We start from the raw sequence: 16,904 nt of genomic DNA, 5'->3' as shown, positions 1-16,904 counted from the left end.
AACCGCAGCCGCGGTCGTTGCCCCCGGCCTCTGCCTCGGTCTCGTGCTCATGCTTCTTCCTCGATACGATCGATGTCCAGATAGATGGCGTGACCAAAGGCGAATGACCACATGCCGGGCAGCGTCTCGATGATGCCTTCGGTGGCAACGAGGTGGGGCATCACGCCGACATACATCTCAAGACCCAGCGCGTCGAGCTTCAACCTCAACTCCTCGCCGTCGCCGGAGAAGCAGAGGTACGGCAACGGATCGTCGGCGTCGATGAACTGTCCGAACTGCTGCATTTTCTGGATGCGGATGGCGGAACTGAAGTCCTCGATGGCATCGCGAATGCCATCGACCTGGTCGGGATTCAAGTCACGCGGCGTTCGGTATCGCACGAAGTCCACGCGCGGCATCAGCGAGCGAATGAGGGTATCGTCGACTGCCTTGACTAGCTTTGCACGAGGCGGCGAAGCAAAAAGTTTGTTGGGGTCCTTGAGCTTGAGGTGCTCAGCCAGCGTCATGACGAAACCCACTTTCACGTCGGGGGCCTTTTCCTGCTCTAGACCTGTCTCGGCGCAGAACGAGTCCCAGTCATGGCCAGCGTCGTTCAGTGCGCGGAAGACCCGATGGAGGTCGACGCGGTAGGTGTCGTCCGGACCGCTCAGGTACTTCAACTGCTTCGTGACGTGGTGGTGCTTCACCTTGCCGCCGAGGATGCGCTTGGCCAGACGATAGCGCCTAAGGAGTTTCTCGGCTTCAGCCTCGTTGAGCATCGTGTGAACCTGGCCGGGAACATAGTCATCAGGGTGCAGGGTTGTCATCTGCCACACGTAGCGGCCTTTCCCCACGCGCCAAGCTCCTTCCTCCAAAGTGATCTCCAGCAATTGATCCTTGGCCTCGTCCTTGATGGCCAGCTCGAGCTGGGACCAACAAGTCATCTCATCACCACGGGCGATTTCAAACCCATCGCCGGGCATCAGCTCGTTGTCCTCCCGAAGGAGGACCAGTTCGGAGTTGGAGATGTCATCCGGCGTAACTGGCTGGGGTGCGGCCGGCAGCTTCGCCAGGACTTCGGGCCCGTATCGCCCGCAGACCTGGAACGTGGTCACCCCGTCCAAGATGGCCGTCTCGGTTTCTTCCAGCCGCCGGCGGACCATTTCGAAAGCGGACGGTGCCTCGATCAGCCAGCCATTGACCTCGCCGATAGGGTTGATGGCCAGCGCGGGCACTATCTCGGTCTCGCCCGCCTGGCTGTCCTTCTTCGGCTCTGGCGTACAGATCAAGATGAAGTCACGTCCGACGCGGACTTCGAACACCTTGGTTTGCTTGACCTGATGCCAGGCCTCCAGCCATTCGGCTAGTCTTGGCGCGAGTTCATGCCAGCTCGAAAACTGCTCCTCGGGCGCCTTGACCACCATGGTGAGCTTGAGTTTCAGCACGGCGGGTTCCCGATTGCAGGCATGCCAGCTCGAGTGACCAAGGATGCGGGACGCAGCGTCCAACGCTGCCGTGTGCTTGAGTGAGATGCCGGCGCTGCTCAAAGCCTTGCGCAGCCGCTTGGCCAGTGCCTTGGGGGCCTCGTCGGGTTTGGGTTGTAGGCCTTCGACCACCTTGAGCGCGGCCTCTGACGTGAAGCGCGGGACCCTGAGATGGACAAAGGTCCACAGAGCTGCGGCGGTCGCCTGCAGGTCTTGAGGGGGAGCGGTGTGCGCCGTCGATGCAGTAGTGGCTGCCATGGATGAACTCCAGGAGAGCATCGAGGGACGGCACGCGTTGTCCGGCTCTCCTAGTGGAGATCATCTAGCCGGAGGAAAAGAGATATCTCAAACGAACTGGCTTTGCCGTGCCGGACAGGGTCCGGTGCGTGCACTGACAGGCGCCAACTTGCCCACGATTCGGCTTGAATCGCACGAGAATCGTAAGCAAAAGCACCTGACGTTGTCAACTCTCTGCCTGCGGTATGAGATAAGACCGGGAGGGCACTGTTTGCTGAGAGCCTGTATCTGCTGACCACGGTGCTGAAGAACGAACGGGACTTCAAGGGCGTTGTGCAGTCGGACCGGTGACCCTAGCCCACAAAACTGTCCCATTTGGAAGTGGAAAATTCCGGCATGACGTTGTCATCAAGACCAGGAGGTCATGCCGTGAAGAAGAGCAAGTTCACCGAGGAACAGATCGCCGTAGGCGACTCAGCCTGGCCGTTTCCCCGTTCGCGCGCGCGTGGGGCATGATGCTGATGGCGTGGTGGAGTCCGTGTAGATCACGTGTATAAGGCTGGACTAGACCAAGCAGACAGCAGCGAGTCGTCTGACTCAGTTGGGCCATAAGGCGTCATCCGATCGTAGCATCGCGTCGACATACAAACGTCGGCTCCAGTCGCGAACCGGCCGTTAGTTTTCGCGACAGTTTGGATGTTGCACACCAACTGCCGCGCGGGTGAGCTGACAACGGCGACCACGCATCCCTGCGGCGCGTCGCGCACTCACAATCCATATCCCTATGCGCGCCCAGGTCGTCAGGATTACCGCTTGGGGACAAAGAGCGAATTCAGTTCGAAATCCGCGATGGAACCCGACGGCACAATGGCTTTTCCCCCGATTGCCGGCACGGCCAAAACCAAGGCTCGCGCAACACGATGCGCTTCGACAGGACGAAAGTCTGCGGGAAGCAGGGGTCTCAGCAACTGGCTCACCCAGATGCCGATCTTTTCGCCGTAACGAGCGGGTTGTTTCAGGGCCTTCCGGTCTCCAAGCAAGAATGAAGGCCGCACCACGACGAGGGCTTCGGGACCTAGCGCGGCAATAGCATCTTCGAGTTCGCCCTTGACCCGGTTGTAGAACACTTTTGACCGCGCATTCGCGCTGATGGCGCTGACCACGCCAAACCGTCTTGCCCCAGCCGCCAAGCTGGCTTGCGCAACCGCAAGATTGGCTTCAAAGTCCACGGCGCGAAATGCGAGGCGGCTCCCTGCCTGCCTGATCGTTGTACCAAGGGCCAGATACGCCTCGTCGACTGGCGGCAAAGCCGGAATCGATCGGAAATCAACCAGGTGAACCGTTAGCTTTGGACTACGCACATCAAGTTCGCGCCTGCATAGGGCATGAACTTCCGCCACGGAAGGATCCTCGAGCAGCTGCTGAAGGATGTTGGCTCCTACAAGCCCGGTAGCACCGGCAACCACAGCCCTACGATGAGCCGGCAGCTGGCGTACATGCGCCAGATGGAACGACGACTGCTGCAACGGGTTCTGCATAATCTGTCAACGAAGTGTTGCGTTGGAAATCGGCGCATCCGGTGCGGAGCGTAGCACCTGCTGCCTCCGCCGGAGAAGAGCCTCTAGTTGCGGAGCGGCGGACTTTGCCGCGTCGTAACCCGCCTGCCGCGCACGTTCTCGTCCGGCTGCGTCCTGTGCGCCTGCGGGTGAAACGGCCGGCGCGATCAGGACGTCCGCTTCAGCCAGTTCATTTTGTGCGATCAGACAGCTCTGGACCTGCGTGGTCCTCAGCACCATCGACATGATTGAGGTTGTGGGATAGCGGGGACTATGACAGTAGATGTCTACCGCGACGACGATGTCGGCACCCATGGCCCGCGCCACGCGAACGGGCACGACAGACGTGACCCCGCCGTCCACGAGCATACCGTCCCGGTATCGCATCGGGACAAACACGCCGGGGATCGACGCAGACGCTCTCGCGGCCTCACCTGCGTCTCCCTGCGTCAGGATGACGGGTATGGAGCGCTCGATATCACTCGCTACGGCTGCAAATCGCTTCGGAAAACGTTCGATGGGCTCGCCTGCCACAAGCGAGTCGACCCAGCGGGCGAGCGCTTCTCCCTTGACGAAGCCCGTTCCAGCGGCAGTGAGATCCGCGAGCGAATAGACCCTGGTGTCTTCCGCGCTGGTCCATAGCTCGCCCGGCGAAGCACCGGCAGCATAAGGTGCGCCGACAATAGCGCCGATGGATGTCCCGACCACGATGTCGGGATCGAAACCGATCTCCCCCAGTGCCTGCAATACCCCGATATGGGCATAGCCGCGCAAGCCGCCGCCTCCGAGGACGATTGCGACGATGGGCCGGCGACGGAGAGGCTTCATGGTCTTGTTTGCATCGGCACGCACTTCCTCGAGCGTCATGCCGGAAAGACCTTTGTCACGCGCCAGCTCGTTCGTGGTGGAGAGCCTCGCACAGGAAGCCACCAGGAGAGCGCACAACAGCGCAGGCACCAGGCATTTCGATGACGGCTTCATCGACGCACCCCGAAGAGTCTTTCAGCGGATATCCATGGCATCCGGGTCGTCCCTCATGTCTTTTCAATGACCCAATGTAGTCGGATCGATTTGCCTGGCTTGCTTGGGCGCGAGCCATACCGCTGCTGCAGCGATCAGGAAGAAAGCGCCGATGGCGGCCATGACCTGACTGGTGGCAACCACCACACTCTGACTGCCAATGAATTGGTCTCGCTTGGGGTCGATTTCATAGACGGTGAGTTACTGCCGGTTATTGACGCGATATTGGTTGCAGCAAAGGCTTGCTGAGTCTCGTTATCCGTTGACACGATGGAACACCCTGGTTTGCCCCAAGGCCGATATGCCGATGTAGCCGCGCAGATACATTTTTCCGTCCTTGATGGTCGCCTTGCAGGTATACGTGCGGCCGGAGGATCCGTCGTAGAGAGAACCTCCTGCCCATTCGCCGTTCTCCCAGCGAAGGCCAGACAGAAACACAATGTTTTTCAGCGAGCGGGAACGCAGCGCAGGGTTGGGGTTCAGGGCGTCGAGCTTGAATGTGACGTTGTCAGATTCCACCACCTGATTTCCGTACAGCAGGTGCGCCTCAAATCCGGAAGCCGCCTTGTACATGTCGAGCTTCACGCTGCCATCATCGGCCTCCCATATTCCAACGATCTCGTCGGCGGGGGCCTGCTGCGCATGTGCCGTTACCGCGAAGAACAGGCTCATGATGAAGAGCATCATGGAGACGGCCGACTGACGTAAGACCAGGCTTGAGTTCATGACAGTGATCCTTGCTTAGAGGGTTTTCGACGTGCAACCTTGATACGGGCATCCAACTGGCACGCGCATTTTGCAGCAGCTGGCACACCAAGTTCGACAGCACCGGACTCACACACGAGGCGTGATCACGATTGCAAGGGACGACTGCATCGTAAGGATGGAGACTGGATCGCGCATTGGCCAATGACGCCGTACCAGTTGCAAGTGGCGCCATCCTTTTTTGGCGGAGCGGCATCCGCTTTCCTTCTTCCGAAGGTCTCAAAACAGCAGCACTTCAACGACACGTTGAACCGAGGCGTAGGGGGCTTCTCGATGTCATCGGGCGAAATCGATACGCCAGGAGCTGTTGCCGTAACGGCGCTTCAGTTGCCTATCCGGTCCGGCACTGGACCCAGGTGCGCCTGTCGCCAAAGCTGCCACTCGACAGCGGCCGCAGAAATGGCGCTTTCCGCAAGCAAGCTGACGCAAAAGGCTTCCATTGCGCCGCGGTTGACCAGTTAGCATCGAAGTGCACGAACGCACAAGGCAATAGCAACTGCGAAATGTGCCCGACATGAATTCGCGGCGGATGGGCTTCAATGATGGCGCTGTTCCCGCGCTATCGGTATGCGCCTGCAGTTGCGACAGGCCCGTATCACTGTCTGGAATCTTGCGTTCGCATGCGACGCACATCAAAGATGCCACCCCGAAGACGGCAGATTGTTTGCGGTGGCTGGTTTGCCGATCGGTTCGGCGTCTCACGGTCCTTTTTTTTGCGGAGGCAACATGATTTTTCCGGTAAACCCGATTTCGTCCGCACTGCAGCAGATCCAGACGATGACGGCTGAGGCTGCCGGCGGCAGTGACCCGGCAGTGAACAACCCCGGCGAGGCTGGTACTTCCAGCTTCGCGTCGGCCCTCAAGGCATCGATCGACAGGATCAGCAACAGCCAGCAAAAGGCAATTGGCGAAGGGCGATCCTTCGAGCTCGGAGCATCAAACGTCTCGTTGAGCGATGTCATGGTGGACCAGCAAAAGGCGAACGTCGATCTTCAGTTGGGGTTGCAAGTGCGCAACAAGCTGGTGTCCGGCTTGGGCTCCATCATGCAGATTTCTGTCTAGGGAGTCTCCACTCCCCCGTGGACGGGCAGTCCGCGCGGCCCGGGAGCAAGGTCAGGAGTACCGGTCACTGGCGGCGATAAAACCCGCCGGCCGCAACACGCGGCCGCACGGGCAAGATCTTGCTGGAAAGGGTCAGTCGGCCCTCTGACCGAATACGTCCACATGATTGAGGCCGTTTTGCATGGCACAGAACATTGCGTTGTCCGTGGTCTCGACGTTTTCTCACGAGACGCTGGTGCTCTCGCATACTGCAGCCATGCTGGGCGTTCTGCGCCGCCATACCGATCGATACCGTTAGAGCTCCTGTGCGGCCACTATCGTCGCTCACTTCGAGGTCGACCACCTAGCCCCATCGCCAAGGACACCACCAACCGTGGCGCAAATTGCAATTAGTGTGGCGCCGTCCGTTAGTGTGCTGGCGGCATGTGGCGAGTATCTTTGGTTCCTGTCAGAACTCGCTGAGAGACCACGATGTTTGATAGAAGCAAGAAGACGGCCCTCGTGACGGGCGCCTCCTCAGGCATGGGCAAGGAAATCGCACGCCAACTGATCCGCGATGGCTTTCAGGTCTACGTGGCTGCAAGGCAAGTGGACAGGATGATCGATCTTGAGCGCCTCGGCGCAAGGCCGCTGCGCATGGATCTGTCCCGCGAAGCAGAGATCGTGTCGGCCGTCGAGAGGATTCTCAAGGAAACCGGGGGAGTAGACGTGCTCGTCAACAACGCCGGGTTCGGGCTGTACGGTCCGGTGGAGGACATCGGCATCGAGGAGGCGCGATACCAGTTCGAGGTCAACGTGTTCGGCACGGCCCGCCTCACGCAGTTGCTCCTGCCTGCCATGCGCGAGAAGGGAGGCGGCACGATCGTCAACATCACGTCGATGGGCGGCAAGATCTATACGCTGCTCGGCGCGTGGTATCACGCGACGAAGCATGCCCTCGAAGGATGGTCGGACTGCCTGCGGCTCGAACTGGCACCATTCGGCATCCGCGTCGTGATTGTGGAGCCCGGCCTGATCGAGACCGGATTTGGCGACGTGGTTTCGCGCGGACTGCTGGCGCGCTCGGGCAGTGGTGCGTACGCGAAGCAGACTCAGGCCGTCGCAAAATCCACGCAGCAAGCCTACGGTAACGGACAAGGCACGGACCCGGGCGTCATCGCCAACGTGGTGTCGCAGGCCGTTCGCGCAAGAAAGCCGCGCACACGATACGTCGCCGGCAAGTACGCGAAGCCGATGATCCTGATCCGCGCCTGGTTTGGCGACCGCATGTTCGACCGCGTGATCATGAGCCAGATGCGCTAGGATGGGCGCGCAGGCAGCAAGGGTTAATTGACGCAGGAGCAGCGATGGGCGCAGTCATGGCAGACAAATGCAAGGTACCGTCGGCGTTCTGGCGCACGATTGCGCATGCCGGCGTGCCGCCGTCCGCAGTGCTGCGGCAGGCCCGGCTTCCGGCCACGCTGCACCTCAATCCGCAGGCGCTCGTGAGCACAGAGCATTACTTTGCGCTCTGGAAAGCGGTCGAACTGCTTGCACAGGAGCCCGGGTTCGGTATCAGGCTCGTGACGCAAAGCGATACCTCGACCCATCCACCTGCCATCCTTGCCGCCTTCCATGCCCGGGACTATCGCGATGGTCTGGAACGGATCGCCCGTTTCAAGCGGCTCTGCACCCCGGAACAGTTGCACATCGCCGAGGCGGGCGCTGAATTCACGCTCACCTCGGAATGGCTCTACGCGACCGAACGCGAACCCGTCATCGCGACTGACGTCGCGTTCGCAACACTGCTCGAACTCGGTCGGCGCGGTACGGGGCAACACCTGACGCCACGCCGCGTGGAGTTCGTTCGGACTGGGCCGAAACACGACGTTTATCGCGAGTATTTTGGTTGCCCGATCCGCTACGGCGCATCGCGCAATGCGCTTGTGCTGAAGCCGGCCGATCTGGATCGACCATTTCCCGGCCACAACCCCGAACTGCTGGACATGCTTACCCCCGCGCTTACCGCCGCACTGGGGGAGATCGAGGACCGCAGCTCGATTCGGGAGCAAGTAAAGGTCGTGCTCAAGCGATGCCTCGCGAGTGGACGCCCCGAACTGTCAGGCGTGGCGCACGATCTCGGAATGAGCGAGCGCACCTTGCAGCGTCGGATCACCGATGAAGGCGCTACGTTTCGGGACCTGCTTGCCCAGGCGCGGCAGGAACTCTGGCGGCGGCTACTCTCGGACCCTACCACCAGCATTGACGAGGTGGCCTGCCTGCTCGGCTATCAGGACACGAGCTCGTTCTATCGCGCATTTCGGGACTGGGAAGGCGTCACCCCAAACAGGTGGCGCGAACTTAACTCGCGCGGTTTTGCTGCCGAACCGGTCTGACGCGTACACGGATCAATACACTTGATTTTCTCGAGCTCCACTGAACGTTCGGATCGGTACCTGCGACGCAGAGGTCGATGGTCGAAGCCGTCCCATTGCGCGCTGTGAACCGCGGCGGACTCGTCGCCAGATTTGGATCTAGTCCACGTCGTCGCAACAAACAGCAAGGACTTTGCCTGCGGTCGATTTCATGGTCTGCCGCCATCCCTCTCCTCAAGTGGCAACCGAATTGCAGCGCTAATTCAATTTGCCATTGGCGCCGGACGCGACAAGCCTGGCGGCCTTTGCCAATGCTCACGACAAGGCAAGGGGGTAAAAATCTCCCTGCATCCCTTATCCATTTTGAGAGGCATTCCATGGCAGATAAAGTGTGGTTCATCACCGGCGCATCACGTGGCTTCGGTCGCATCTGGGCAGAGGCCGCGCTCGCGCGGGGCGACAGGGTCGCCGCAACGGCGCGACAGCCGGGCGGCCTTAATGAACTGGTGGAGCGCTATGGCGAATCCGTGCTCCCGCTCGCGTTCGATGTCACCGATCCCGCTCAGGCAGCTCACGTCGTCGCTCAGGCTCATGCGCACTTCGGCAGACTCGATGTCGTCCTGAATAATGCAGGCTATGCGCTCGTTGGCGCGATCGAGGAAGCCAATGAGGAAGAGGTTCGCGCCGAGTTCGAAACGAATTTCTTCGGCACCTGGCGTGTGATACGCGCCGCGCTGCCGTTCTTGCGCCAGCAGGGCCACGGTCACATCATCGGCGTATCCAGCGTGGCCGGCATCGTGGCGGGACCGATCGTCGGCTTTTATCACGCCTCGAAATGGGCGTTCGAGGCAATGCATGAGAGTCTCGCGAAAGAGGTCAAGGAATTCGGGATCAAGGTCACGCTGCTAGAACCCGGCCCATACGCGACCGCTTTCTCGAGCCAGGCATCGCTAAAGCTTGCAGCAGGCATCGACGCATACGCGGCGCTTAGGGCATCGCTCTTTGCCGCTGGGGGCCAGGTCGATTTCGGTGACCCGCAGTCCACCGCACAGGCGGTCCTTCAAGTCGTCGATGCAGCCAATCCGCCATTGCGACTCTTTCTCGGCACTGAAGGATTGCCCGTTGCGCGTCAGGCGTATGCTGAGCGCCTTGCCACCTGGCAGCAGTGGGAGCCGGTCTCGAACGCGGCGCAAGGCGATTCCAGGCGGCACGACATCTTGCAGTGACCAACAGTTGATCGACAGATCGACCGTGCCGGTCAGCAGGCCTGAAGCTGCGGTTCCGGATTGCAACCGATGCCGCGGAATCCCGCGGTCGATCAACCGTCACATTTCCTGAAATTCATTGACCGAAAAGCCGATGCCGCTCCACTTTTCATGCACGATGTGCGGTCGCTGCTGCCGGGACCTTCGCGTACCTCTTCGGCTTTCCGAAGCTGTCGACTGGCTTCGCGATGGCGGCGAGGTGCAGCTGCTCTGCGAAGCTATACCGTGGTTGATCGAGCCGCCGGCGGACGATCTGGCTGCCACGTACAAGTTCCGCCGCTCCTTCGCGGCGGTGAGTGGCACACTACCTTTACGCATTACCGTGACGGTCGCGGCCGCATTCGACGGACCTTGCCCCCATCTGCAACCCGACCTGGCGTGTGGCATTTACGATCGGCGGCCGCACGTATGCCGCATCTATCCCGCCGAGATCAACCCATTCATCGAACTTCGCCCTTCCGGCAAGGCATGTCCACCCGATGCCTGGGCCGATCGCCATCCCCTGCTGGAAGTGTCGGGACGGTACGTGGAGCCATCGCTGGTGGCAAGCATCGAGGCTTTCCGCGATACAGACATCAGCGACGTCGGCGCGAAACGGATGCTGTGTGCCGTGCTTGGCATTTGCTCGGCTGCTCTGACCAACGAGGGTTTTGTGGTCGTGTCAGCGGAGCCGGAAGCGATGATTCGGGCGATCACGACCGCAATCGAAAAGGCCGATGCCATCGAGAGCAAGGCCTCGATAGAATCATGGACCTTAATCTCGAATCGCTGCAGGTCACGTGAGGCGCTCGCCTTGGTTGATGCTCATGCGGCGGCACCAGAAGCGTTGCCCGACCGGCATGAGTATCTCGGGTTTCATATGTCAGGCGAGGATTGACCTGCTTGTTGGCTGCTGAATCATCGCCCGGGCGAGCAAGATGACGGACAGCACGTTCAGACAAAATCTTCGTGGTGGAGATAGTGGGACAGCAGTTTGCGCGAAGACGGATGTCCGATACAGCCTCGAAGCCGTGATTGAAGTCCCACTAACTCGAAGGGCAGCTTCGGGTCGATCACGGCCTTTGATGAGGTGACGTCCAAGCAATCTCAGACCCGATCTGACGCTGTCTGGTTGATCAGGTCTAGACTTGCACAATTGCAAGCGACCTAGCAGGCTCTGTGCACGACGTGCGCGGCTGTTTGATACCTGGACCGTGGCCGGCCAAGAAAGCACCTTTGCCCCGTTCACGGCTCTCGGCTTCCCGCAGAATGCGGATGCTGTTCGTCGGTGTGTCGCTTCTTCATCGAGTTCTCCTTGCCTCTAGGATAAGAGAACTCACTTGTCGTTTGGCTACACGATCTGTCTCAGGTCATATGAACCCTTGTTACATAGGTAATCCGTAGAAGAGCTTCCAGAGCAATTCCTCGACCCGGCGTGCGCCCAATTCTGTTAGCCCAACATTGAGAGGTGCACGTCCTTCGAGTAGCGGATGGGGCGTTGCGAGAAACTGACGTGCATCCTCTGGGTTTCCCCACACGTGAAAGGCGGTTGCAACAACCCGGGCGAGCCGTTCAGTTTTCTCGGACTCGTCGCGGGTGAGTCGAGTTCGACGTCGCTTGTAGGTCGCTTCGGAAATGATCTGTGCGAGTAACGCGCGTTGCGCGTCAAGGCTGCTGGCCGCAGACTCGACGCTAGTACGTAGCGTCGATTTTGGGAGACCTTCGCGGACCCTTGCTTCAAGCTCGGCCAATGTGTGCGGAACCGGATGCAACGCCATCACCGCTGCGATGGATTCGGGGGATACTAGTTGCATAGCCGCCTCTCCAGTTCGGGGCGATAGTTTGCTGAAGGGGCGTACGTAAACGTCCTCTGTGCCAATGGGACGTCGATCTCGATGACTGCATTCTAGCTGCACGCTGACGACACTTCGAACCATATGGTGGTGGCCATCCGATCGGGGGGGCTTACACCCGAGCACGACAGCGATGGTACTCACGCGTCGCTGCGTTTCCCATCGGAACCAGTGCGCCGAAGTTCGATGACTTTGGGGGCGCTCAATTTTGCTTTCAGTATCGCATTTTCGAACGTCAGCACTTCATTGATAGACGCCAGGCGAGCAATATCGGCACGAAGAGCGGTGATCTCTTCGTGGAGGATAGCGCGCTTGGCCCGCTCGTCCATAAGTTCCCGATGCTTTTGGTCGCGCTGAACGCGATTGTCACGCCCTTGAGCGCTCCGGATGAGATCTGCGACGCCTGGGTAATGGTTATGGATGAGAGCCGGGCTTACACCAGCTTCTCGGGCAACAGACGCGATACTCAGCTTTGTCGCTTTCGTATGTGCGCGTCCTCTCCGGATACGATGAATTGCGAGACGAAGTTCCTTTTCGCGCGTCTCGCCGTTCTTGCGGGCTTCGGCCATTACTGCACCTCTTGAATGTCGTGACCAAGCGCTGCCAATACGTTACGGCAGCGCTCCATATCCCGGCGTACTATGTTCAAACCCGCTTCGCCGATATCGTTGCAGCGTAGGACTTCTGCGAGATGCTCATGGAGACCTTGGTAGAGCTTTGCGTGCCGGCGGCCGATCACCGAATGATCGCAGTTGCTGCAACGAGTACGCTCCATGTCGTTTCCGACGCAGCGATCGTCATCGGCAGTGCACCATGCGTGACCGTTACTGCGAATAGGTGTGCTGCTCGCGAGCGATCGAACCATCTGTTTGTGATTCTTGAAGATGACCACAGCTTCACTTCCTCGCCACGCTACGAGACTTTTTCCATAGCCACCAGCAAGAGGTTCCCCGGGTTGTAACCATGTATCAACTACATGTGCCTTTATATCGTCAAGCTCATCTTGAATCTCGATGTAAAGTGCTAGCTCTTGCGACTGGTTGAGCGCATATCCAAGCGTCATGTCCAGCGACCAGTGCTTGAAGTGCTCGCGCAGGTAGCGCAGATCGCCGAACTGACTGCGAGCCGCGTAGTTCGCGAACTTACGTCGAAATTGATGAGTTGCCAGATCCCAGGTCAGACCGCACTCGCGAGCGAAGGCCTTGAGTGCGAGCCCCCACGCCCCTGATGACATCGTGCGAACCTGATTCTGCTTGCGCGGCGCGATGGCTAAGAAAACTGCGTGTGCGTGTCGCTTGGCCTCGATAATCTCGGGATCGAAAGGATTGATTTCACGGCGCTCTGAGATTTCTGCTTTGATCATGTTCTGATATGGCTGGGCCCAGCGCTCCATGATTCGAAGAGCAATAACAGCAGCCTCAGGGACCATCCATTCGGTACGACCCGCGTCTGTTTTTGTTGACCGTGAGCGCATCCACCAGTAAGTAGTCGCCCTATCCTCGTCGTCCGCACTCTTTGGCGATTCTTGCGTGCTATAGCAGGCTCCTGACTGGATGAAAGCGAGTTCGTGATTGCGGCAGCCTGAAACCGCGGCGATCACGATATAGGCAGCAGTGCGAAGTTCGCGAAGAGATTTTCTGAAACTGCCTACGCCAGTTGACCAGCCGTTGCGTTTAAGAAGATTTTCAATGACGAAATCCGACGGAGTTCCGTCATCAGCTCTCAGTGCTCCAGCGGAACCCATTTTGTCGCGGAGATCGAGCAGTGCATTACCTTTCTCGACTATCGACCAGGCTTTCTGAAAGAGCACGGTGAATACGTCGTCTGGGATTAGTGGCGTCGTACCTCCGCGTCGGCCGGTCCCCACGCCGGTAAGTCCCGCGAGGTGTGTGGCCGAAGTGCCTGGCCAAGGATGGCTGCGCATTCGGTCGTCAGTATATTGACTGAGTTCGTATATGGCCTCGACTACGCTGAAGCAGTGCCCCAACGACGAAGCTTTTAGAGGTTGACCAAGTCGGCCTGTTCGGCGCTTTTTGCATGCGTCGACGTAGACTGAGCATACTACCGGCGTAACGTCTGCCAGTCTTGCAATACCGAGGCGTTCAAGATGCCGTAGGAAAGGGATTGCGTCACCGGCCAATTTCACTATGCTGCGAGCGGACGGGCGTTTCTGTCCAGAGCGACCTCGGCAAATATAGCGGTAGAGAATGGCCTTCATCGTTGCCCGATAAATCTCGGGTATTTTCCCGAAATCGATCCCCTGAACGGATGGTATTGTGTTCGTTGGTTGACCAGCGACTTGCCACCGATCGTCGCGATAGTGGGAGAGCACAATCCAGTAACCAGAAACCTTTTGTGTTGAAATGATCAGCGCATCGCGCTCTTGCTCGGGCACGCCTTGAACTGTCAGCGGCTGATGCTGATGGATATGCTCCATAGAGGTGACCGCTGGAGAATGGTTCATTGCAGTGACTCCAGATCATCGAAGATTGTCTGACTTGCCCAGAATGGATGCGGGTCATGTCGAGCTCGCTCTCGGGCTGCCGCTACGTCGACTTCCCTGAATACCTTCCGGGCAATGCCGATTGCGATGACGTCGCGCTCGATTAGGCGAGGTATGTGTCTGAACTGCTGATTCCAGCGCTGTCGGTCCATGCGTGACCGTTCTCTGAGCACGCGCCAATAGAAGGAGTAGAGTCTCCAGAGATCATCACCGGTCACAACATAGTTTCGGCAGCGCAGGCAGTTCAGAAAGCGCTCGCAGGGTGCACCTTCGCGTTTGGGTGCGTATTCGCCCATTCTGATGTCAGAACACCTGCCAAGTGGCGTGCGTTCGGTTGCGCCAAGCGTTCCCGACAGCAGTTCTTCGACAAGGCATATTCCCATGAACTGCCAGTCCTGCTTCGCGTCTTCTCCGGGGCGTAGATAGTGACGCGATGTCACGGATGGTGTATTTCCTGCCGCGACTGATGTGGTGACAAGGTCGCCTTCCAGGATTTCGTTGACACGGTTTGTGAACGTTTTCCGGAGGCGGCTGATGTTGATGCGCATCGGCTTACCGTCGTTGTCCACGAGATCGTAGTCGTGCACGAGCTTCTTGATCGCGCCGTCCAACATTCCAATCTTCAAATCTACAATTCGGCGCTGCCCGTCGATCTGTCGGGTAGAGTACAACCAGACTCGATTGCGAATGTCTGGTGGTGCGTCCGTCCGAATTTGAGTGGTGAGTTCGATGACTCTCCGAATCAGTCGACTGACGGTCGGTCGCAGTGTGGGAGTCGATTCGACAGTTCGCTCTGCTGTCGTCTCAGAGCGGACGACGATCTTTGTTGTTGTATGTCCGCGCCGCTTGTATAGCATCAGGAACTCGAGGTTATCTTTCGGGTGAGGCTTCAAGCAGTCGATGGGCATTTCCATCAGCGACGTGGTATTTCTGCCGGTGTGAAGCGCGACGACGAGAAGCGCATATGCGAGCAATGTGCTCGTCGGCGCTGTGTCGTTTGTCAGAATGGGTAGTACGGCCGTTTTCACAGCCGCGGTAAACGCCTTGCGTTCGGCTCGCGTGAGGGGGCTTTCGCCTCTGTCCTGCTGATGGCTTCCAGGAAACGGGTTGTTGGGAAACGTAGCGTTGTCACCGCTCGTCACGAGCTTGAATAGGCCGCGTCGTCCAAGCGCAACTAGGACTGATTTCGTGTATGCGTAGCAAACCCTCTGGGTTAGTGTCGAAACCCCTCTGTCACGCAGGAAGACGAGGTAGCCGTCGACCATGTCGCGCCCGATATCACGCAGTTCGAGAGCGCGACCTATTGCTGCGGCATGAATGACCAGGTAGTTGAGGAGGTGTCTCACTCCGTTGGTGCAGTAGCCCGCGATGGTTGAGACCTCGACGTCGAGGTCCTGCTTGTCGAGAAAGCGTTCGATTTGTCGCTGGCAGGCGTAAGTGATCTGATCAATGCCAACGGTGTACCACGGACCAAAATCAAACCGACGACACTTTGATGCACTTCTGTCGAAGTGGATCACGGTGCTGGCAGGAGGTATCACGTCGGCTGGGATGGAAATGCTTCTACCATCTCTAGCCGTATGCTCGATCTCAATCGTGGTCAGATCAGCCTTCACAAATGCTTTGCGCCTGCCCATCAGTCCTCCGCAGCGAAGCTATTCAGTTCGTCGTCGTAAGCCAGTACAGCGTCATCGGCCAGTTCGTTGATCAGATGCAGATACACCATCGTTGTTTGAATCGATGCATGTCCGAGTTGGCGCTGAAGGAATGCCACAGGTTCGATTCGGTTTCGGTCGCGTTCACGTTGAAGCGCTACAAGGGTGTGAGTAGCGTACGTGTGTCGCAGCATATGGGTCCACACGTGGAGTCCGGTTTTCTGTCCGATCAGACGTACGATCCGGTCGAGACTTTTGCCGTCAGAGTTGTACGGCTCGCCAGACTGATTCAGGAAAAGCGGCAAGCGTTCATGCGAGCTCAGTGCGGAACGAAGACCTCGTTGATGGACTGCATAGTGATGGAGGTCTTTCATCAGTCGCCGGCTGACGTATATGTCACGGGCCTTGCTACCTTTGGTCCTCATGCCGCGACCATCGCGCGGATCAAGACTCACTCGGACGTTGCGCTCATGACGGTAGGGGTGATCTGGATCGAAGACATATGCCAGTGGGAACGTTGCGAGCTCCTCTTTGCGAAGACCGGTTCCCAACGCCAGGCGAATGATCATGTGGTGATGTGGATTCTTAGCCGATTGCAGTAGTTGTTTTACCTGCGCCGGCGAAAGAAATTTCGGCAGCCCCTTGTGGGCTCGCGGCATCACATTGGGTATGGCCACAATGCCGCCAGAGGCATTCACATGTGCAAGAAATCGACCATCGACGCTCATTCGACGAATGTCGTACGAGAACGGCAGTGCCGGAATCCATTGCTGGTGCATCGCAAACTCATAGAACTTGCAGATGTAGACCAGGCGATTGCGCACCGTGGCGCGGGCTAGGTCATACTCCTCGAGGCAATAGTCACGATAAGCAGCAACGAGTGTCTTTTGCTCTCCACGGCTGACATCGTCCCAACTGAGGTCATGTGCTTGGAGAAAGCTGAAATAGTCGTAGAGTGCTCGTGCAGTGTTGCCCCACGACTTTTTTGAGCCGATGGCGCCGCGCAAGAGATAAAACCGGAAAAACTCATTGACCGGACAGCAACCCTCCATGTTGTCCCAAAGCAGGATCGGGAAACCGGGATAGGGCCGGCCACTGATGAGGAAGTCGCTGGTGGCGGAGATCAACCGCATTCAGGTTCTCCTGCTGATGAACAAGGATGAAGCCTGTCGGGCCCCACCTGCGAATCGAG

Annotated in this window: 14 protein-coding genes; 5 read left to right on the top strand and 9 right to left on the bottom strand. The window is 58.6% G+C overall.

Going from position 1 to position 16,904, the window contains the following annotated elements:
* Nucleotides 1–47 precede the first annotated feature (47 nt).
* The 4 genes from HWX14_RS15645 to HWX14_RS15630 all read right to left on the bottom strand — a co-directional run bounded on the left by HWX14_RS15645 (nucleotide 48) and on the right by HWX14_RS15630 (nucleotide 5,002).
* A complete protein-coding gene (locus HWX14_RS15645; protein ID WP_175883523.1) occupies nucleotides 48–1,721 on the bottom strand; it encodes a hypothetical protein in 1,674 nt (557 codons plus the stop codon).
* 785 nt (nucleotides 1,722–2,506) lie between these two features.
* Nucleotides 2,507–3,238, bottom strand: coding sequence for an NAD(P)H-binding protein (locus HWX14_RS15640; protein ID WP_244130235.1), 732 nt, complete (start codon nucleotides 3,236–3,238; stop codon nucleotides 2,507–2,509).
* Between the two features lie 6 nt (nucleotides 3,239–3,244).
* Nucleotides 3,245–4,237, bottom strand: coding sequence for a patatin-like phospholipase family protein (locus tag HWX14_RS15635; RefSeq protein ID WP_244130234.1), 993 nt, complete (start codon nucleotides 4,235–4,237; stop codon nucleotides 3,245–3,247).
* Between the two features lie 294 nt (nucleotides 4,238–4,531).
* Nucleotides 4,532–5,002, bottom strand: coding sequence for a DUF2147 domain-containing protein (locus tag HWX14_RS15630; protein ID WP_175883522.1), 471 nt, complete (start codon nucleotides 5,000–5,002; stop codon nucleotides 4,532–4,534).
* 765 nt (nucleotides 5,003–5,767) lie between these two features.
* Between HWX14_RS15630 and fliE the strand changes: the two genes are divergently transcribed.
* From fliE to HWX14_RS15605, 5 genes are all read left to right on the top strand, one after another.
* Nucleotides 5,768–6,103 carry a flagellar hook-basal body complex protein FliE gene (gene fliE / locus HWX14_RS15625; RefSeq protein WP_175883521.1) on the top strand — a complete coding sequence of 112 codons (336 nt, stop codon included), beginning with the start codon at nucleotides 5,768–5,770 and terminating at the stop codon, nucleotides 6,101–6,103.
* A gap of 471 nt (nucleotides 6,104–6,574) precedes the next feature.
* The gene (locus tag HWX14_RS15620) at nucleotides 6,575–7,405 is read left to right on the top strand and encodes an oxidoreductase (RefSeq protein WP_175883520.1); all 831 of its coding nucleotides are present in this window, start codon (nucleotides 6,575–6,577) and stop codon (nucleotides 7,403–7,405) included.
* A 44-nt stretch (nucleotides 7,406–7,449) separates the two neighbouring features.
* Entirely contained in the window at nucleotides 7,450–8,478 is a 1,029-nt protein-coding gene (locus tag HWX14_RS15615; RefSeq protein WP_175883519.1) for an AraC family transcriptional regulator, read from the top strand.
* 356 nt (nucleotides 8,479–8,834) lie between these two features.
* A complete protein-coding gene (locus HWX14_RS15610) occupies nucleotides 8,835–9,683 on the top strand; it encodes an SDR family NAD(P)-dependent oxidoreductase (RefSeq protein ID WP_175883518.1) in 849 nt (282 codons plus the stop codon).
* A gap of 133 nt (nucleotides 9,684–9,816) precedes the next feature.
* Nucleotides 9,817–10,599 carry a YkgJ family cysteine cluster protein gene (locus tag HWX14_RS15605; RefSeq protein ID WP_244130233.1) on the top strand — a complete coding sequence of 261 codons (783 nt, stop codon included), beginning with the start codon at nucleotides 9,817–9,819 and terminating at the stop codon, nucleotides 10,597–10,599.
* Between the two features lie 487 nt (nucleotides 10,600–11,086).
* Here the strand turns inward: HWX14_RS15605 and HWX14_RS15600 are convergent, their stop codons facing one another.
* The 5 genes from HWX14_RS15600 to HWX14_RS15580 all read right to left on the bottom strand — a co-directional run bounded on the left by HWX14_RS15600 (nucleotide 11,087) and on the right by HWX14_RS15580 (nucleotide 16,845).
* Complete coding sequence (locus HWX14_RS15600; protein WP_175883517.1) at nucleotides 11,087–11,515, bottom strand: antitoxin Xre/MbcA/ParS toxin-binding domain-containing protein; 429 nt, start codon at nucleotides 11,513–11,515, stop codon at nucleotides 11,087–11,089.
* 179 nt (nucleotides 11,516–11,694) lie between these two features.
* Nucleotides 11,695–12,123, bottom strand: coding sequence for a TetR family transcriptional regulator (locus HWX14_RS15595; protein WP_175883516.1), 429 nt, complete (start codon nucleotides 12,121–12,123; stop codon nucleotides 11,695–11,697).
* Entirely contained in the window at nucleotides 12,123–14,018 is a 1,896-nt protein-coding gene (locus HWX14_RS15590) for an integrase (protein WP_175883515.1), read from the bottom strand. Before HWX14_RS15590 ends, HWX14_RS15595 begins: the two co-directional genes overlap by 1 nt.
* Nucleotides 14,015–15,694, bottom strand: a complete 1,680-nt coding sequence (locus tag HWX14_RS15585; protein WP_175883514.1) for a hypothetical protein — start codon at nucleotides 15,692–15,694, stop codon at nucleotides 14,015–14,017. The genes HWX14_RS15590 and HWX14_RS15585 overlap by 4 nt, the downstream gene beginning before the upstream one ends.
* Entirely contained in the window at nucleotides 15,694–16,845 is a 1,152-nt protein-coding gene (locus HWX14_RS15580) for a site-specific integrase (protein ID WP_175883513.1), read from the bottom strand. Before HWX14_RS15580 ends, HWX14_RS15585 begins: the two co-directional genes overlap by 1 nt.
* Between the last annotated feature and the right edge of the window lie 59 nt (nucleotides 16,846–16,904).

Source organism: Burkholderia sp. BCC0044, assembly GCF_902832955.1.
Classification (GTDB): domain Bacteria; phylum Pseudomonadota; class Gammaproteobacteria; order Burkholderiales; family Burkholderiaceae; genus Burkholderia.
Note: the sequence above shows the minus strand (reverse complement) of the source record. Positions and strands in the feature narration are given on the sequence as shown.